Raw genomic sequence first — 1938 nt, 5'->3', positions numbered from 1 at the left:
GTAGTTGACCATGATGTCCTCGGCCGGTACGCCCTTCGCCTTCAGATAGGCTTCGAGGATCTTGTTGGTGGTGCGCGGATAAACGTAGTCGGTGCCTTCGAGCACCCAGCGCTTCACCGAGCCGCCGTCCTCGCTCATCAGGTAGTCGACGGCCGGAATGGCCTGCTGGTTCGGCGCGGCACCGGTGTAGAAGACGTTGCGCTCGCTCTCCTCGCCCTCATACTGGACGGGATAGAACAGGATGTTGTCGAGTTCCGAGAACACCGGCAGCACGGACTTGCGCGAAACAGAGGTCCAGCAGCCGAACACGGCCGCGACCTTATCCTTGGAGATCAGTTCGCGCGCCTTTTCGGCGAACAGCGGCCAGTTGGAGGCCGGATCGACGACGACGGCCTCGAGCTTCTTGCCGAGCAGGCCGCCCTTGGCGTTCTGCTCCTCGATCAGCATCAGCATGACGTCCTTCAGCGTCGTCTCCGAAATCGCCATGGTCCCCGACAGCGAATGGAGGATGCCGACCTTGATCGTGTCGTCGGCCGCCTTGGCAGGCGCCGTCAGCAGGCCGGCGGCAAGAACGCCGGCCGAAAACATTTTTGTTATTGTCGAGAAATTACCCCTCATATTGCACACTCCCAAGCTAGTTGTTTTGCATCGCAACATAGCTATGCAACCACCATGCCAAACAGCGAAGCGGCACTGGAAATGTCGAAATATCCCAATCTTATCAGCTTGTTACGATATTAGTCGTCAAACATTTAATGGTCTGCCAAAGACCCGAATGCGGCAAAATTGCGCAATGCTGCCTATCTTTTGCCCAAATTAGTCTGGTGCTCAAAAATTGGGCCTTGCGACATACGGCAAGTTGCGGCGCGGCGCCAAAATAGGGCAAGGTCCGCTTGAACCGAGCCATGCCATGATTTCCCGTATCTCCAGCATTTTCAGCGTCATGCTTCTGTTAGCCGTGACGGGGGCAGCCCGCGCCGACTTCACCGAGGGCAAGATCCCCGACGGGATCTACCATTGCGAGGTCTACCTGCTCGGCGCCTTCCTCAACCTCGGCGACATCACCATCAAGGGCAATGTTTACAGCGGTCCGGTGACCTTCGGCGCCGCACCGCAAGGCTACAACTATCAGATGAATGCCAATGGCGAGATCAGCTGGCTCGGTCCGCTGGGCGGCTATACGAGCGGTGGCAACTCCGTTTCGATGACGCAGGCGACGCTGGAGGGCCCGGATGGTCCGTCCTTCGACATCATCATGAAGCAGCCCGACGGAGCCTTCACGGCCTCGACCTGCACCAGGGGATAACCTGCCTGTCCGCCGAAGAGAGCACCGGCAGCCGTTCGCGAGAACGTGAGGCGGCAGGCCTTCAGCTTTCCGCGGCGACTTCGAGCGCCAGCCGCGTCATGTCGGTGAACAGTTCCTGGCGCTCGGAATAGTCGGTCTGCTCGCCATTGGTGACATGATCGACCACGTTTAGCAGCGACAGCGCTCGCGCGCCAAAATGGGCCGAAATGCGGTAGAGGGCGCTGGTCTCCATATCGACGGCGAGCGCTCCCAAGGCCATGGCTTCGGCATAGCGGGCGCGGCCCTTTGGATGATAGAAAATATCGCTGCAGATGGTCAGCCCCGCCCGGTGCTCGATGCCAAGCGTCTCGGCCCGCTGCAATGCCCGGGCAAGCAGCGCCGGATCGGGACCGGCAGCGGCGTAGAGTCCGAAGACCTGGCCGCTGTCGGCATTCTCGGCGCGGACCGATTGCGAGACCACCAGGCCTCGTAACGGCACCTCGGCGCTCAGGCCGCCACAAGTGCCAGTTCGGATCAGCGTCTTGACGCCGTGGAAGTCGAGAAGCTCATGGGCGTAAATCAGGAAGGACGAGACGCCAATGCCGGTCGACTGGATGCTGACCGGCTTGCCCCGATACCGGCCGGTGAAGCCC

3 protein-coding genes are annotated in these 1938 nt (G+C 60.5%); 1 reads left to right on the top strand and 2 read right to left on the bottom strand.

The features are described from left to right. Positions 1–618: transporter substrate-binding protein (locus EN780_RS33050; RefSeq protein WP_145971027.1), on the bottom strand; the 618-nt coding region annotated here is incomplete at its 3' end. A gap of 292 nt (positions 619–910) precedes the next feature. Here EN780_RS33050 and EN780_RS33045 point away from each other — a divergent pair. Further along, positions 911–1306: a hypothetical protein gene (locus EN780_RS33045; RefSeq protein ID WP_128276363.1), complete on the top strand. Its 396-nt coding sequence runs from the start codon at positions 911–913 to the stop codon at positions 1304–1306. 61 nt (positions 1307–1367) lie between these two features. Here EN780_RS33045 and EN780_RS33040 read toward each other — a convergent pair. Continuing rightward, positions 1368–1938: purine-nucleoside phosphorylase (locus EN780_RS33040; RefSeq protein ID WP_128276362.1), on the bottom strand; the 571-nt coding region annotated here is incomplete at its 5' end.

The organism is Mesorhizobium sp. M4B.F.Ca.ET.089.01.1.1, assembly GCF_004022605.1.
GTDB classification, from domain to species: Bacteria; Pseudomonadota; Alphaproteobacteria; order Rhizobiales; family Rhizobiaceae; genus Mesorhizobium; species Mesorhizobium abyssinicae.
The sequence above is the reverse complement of the archived record's forward strand: the minus strand, read 5'-3'. Positions and strand labels throughout refer to the sequence as shown.